Origin of the sequence: Streptomyces capoamus (genome assembly GCF_014654935.1) — a bacterium.
GTDB classification, from domain to species: Bacteria; Actinomycetota; Actinomycetes; order Streptomycetales; family Streptomycetaceae; genus Streptomyces; species Streptomyces capoamus.
This window is the reverse complement of record NZ_BNBF01000008.1, coordinates 41,139-42,997: the sequence shown is the minus strand read 5'-3', so window position 1 is coordinate 42,997 and position 1,859 is coordinate 41,139. Positions and strand designations below refer to the sequence as shown.

Genomic DNA, 1,859 nt, shown 5'->3' with positions numbered 1-1,859 from the left:
CCGGGCGGCAGTTTCAGGGTGACGGCCGGGCCGCCGAGCGTCGGGACCCGCACCTCGCCGCCGAGGGCGGCCTCGGGATACGTCACCGGCACGGTGACGGTGAGGTTGTCGCCCTTGCGCCCGAACACCGGGTGCTCGCCGACGTGGACGACCACGTACAGGTCGCCGGCCGGGCCGCCCCGCTCGCCGGGCGCGCCCTTGCCGCGCAGCCGGATCCGCTGCCCGTCGGTCACGCCCGCCGGGATGCGGACCTGCATGGTCCGCGACGACTTGGCGCGCCCGCTGCCCTTGCACTCCATGCAGGGGTGCTCGGCGATCAGGCCGCGGCCCTTGCAGTCGGGGCAGGGGTCGGTGAGCGAGAAGCCGCCGCCGGAGCCCCGCGCGACCTGGCCGGTGCCGACGCAGGTCGGGCACACCCGCGGGGTGCCGTTCTTGTCGCCGGTGCCGGAACAGGCCTTGCAGGGCGCCTGGGAGGACATCCTGAGCGGCACCGTGGCGCCCTCGATGGCCTCCGTGAAGCTCAGCGTGACCTCGGTGTCGATGTCCTGGCCGCGCCGGGGCTGGGTACGGCCCGCACCCGTGCCGCCGCGGTTGAACAGGCCGCCGAAGACATCGCCGAGGCCGCCGCCGAAGCCGCCGCCCTGGGCGCCGCCCGCTCCGCCGAAGAGGTCGCCGAGGTCGAAGTTGAAGGAGCCGCCGGCCCCGCCCGGTCCGGGGCGGAAGCCGCCGCTGCCGAACAGCGCGCGCGCCTCGTCGTACTCCTTGCGCTTCTTGGGGTCACCGAGGACGTCGTTCGCCTCGGAGATCTCCTTGAAGCGCTCCTCGGCCTTGGCGTTGCCCTTGTTGGCGTCCGGGTGGAACTCGCGGGCGAGCTTCCGGTACGCCTTCTTGATCTCGGCCTCGGTGGCGTCCTTGGGGACGCCGAGGACCTTGTAGTAGTCCTTCTCGATGAAGTCCTTGGTGCTCATCCTCGACGTACCCCCTTTCCGCGGTTCCCCTCGGTCTTCACGTCAGCCCTCGTCCGGGCCACCGCTCTCCTTGTCGTCGCCCGCCGCGGTGTTCTCCTCGGCGCCCTCCGCCTTGGCGGTCTGCGCGCCGGGCTGCGGCTCGGCGACGGCCACCCGCGCGGGGCGGATGGTGCGCTCGCCGATGCGGTATCCCGGCTGCAGGATCGCCACGCAGGTCGTCTCGGTGACGTCCGGGGCGTAGCTGTGCATCAGGGCCTCGTGGATCGTCGGGTCGAAGGGCTCGCCCTCCTTGCCGAACTGCTGCAGGCCCATCTTGGCCGCGACGGTCTCCAGCGACTCGGCCACCGACTTGAAGCCGCCGACCAGCTCGCCGTGCTCCCGCGCCCGGCCGATGTCGTCGAGCGTGGGGAGCAGCTCGGTCAGGAGGTTCGCGATGGCGATCTCCTTGACCGCGATGCGGTCCCGCTCGACCCGGCGGCGGTAGTTCTGGTACTCCGCCTGGAGCCGCTGGAGGTCCGCCGTGCGCTCGCCGAGCGCCGTGCGCACCTGGTCCAGCTGGGCGACCAGACCGGCGTTCTCAGTGTTCGCGTCCCCGGCCGGGGCCGCCCCCTCCTCGGAGGAGGAGGCGGCCTTCGGCTCGGCGTCGTCAGGGGTGGCGCCGGAGGGGACGTCGGGCTTCTCCTCGAAACCCGGGGTCTCCTCCGTCATTACGCGGCACCGTCCTTGCGCTCGTCGTCCACGATCTCGGCGTCCACCACGTCGTCGTCGGCCTTGGCACCGCCGGCGGCCGCGCCCTCGGGACCGCCCGCGGCCTGCGCGCCCTGGGCGTCGGCGTAGAGCGCCTGGCCCAGCTTCTGCGAGACGGCGGCGACCTTCTCGGTGGCGCTGCGG

At 73.3% G+C, this 1,859-nt stretch carries 2 protein-coding genes and 1 pseudogene; all 3 read right to left on the bottom strand.

The window, feature by feature from the left end:
• Positions 1-968 (bottom strand): annotated as a pseudogene (locus IE312_RS14790) (DnaJ C-terminal domain-containing protein); the annotation flags it as partial.
• 42 nt (positions 969-1,010) lie between these two features.
• On the bottom strand, positions 1,011-1,676 hold the full coding sequence (grpE, locus tag IE312_RS14785) for a nucleotide exchange factor GrpE (protein ID WP_189981911.1): 666 nt from the start codon (positions 1,674-1,676) through the stop codon (positions 1,011-1,013).
• Positions 1,676-1,859: hypothetical protein (locus IE312_RS40075; RefSeq protein WP_229899760.1), on the bottom strand; the 184-nt coding region annotated here is incomplete at its 5' end. The genes IE312_RS40075 and grpE, both read right to left, overlap by 1 nt.

Coding starts and splice junctions, on each gene's coding strand:
- grpE (WP_189981911.1), bottom strand. CDS start 1,676: ATGACGGAGGAGACCCCGGGTTTCGAGGAGAAGCCCGACGTCCCCTCC.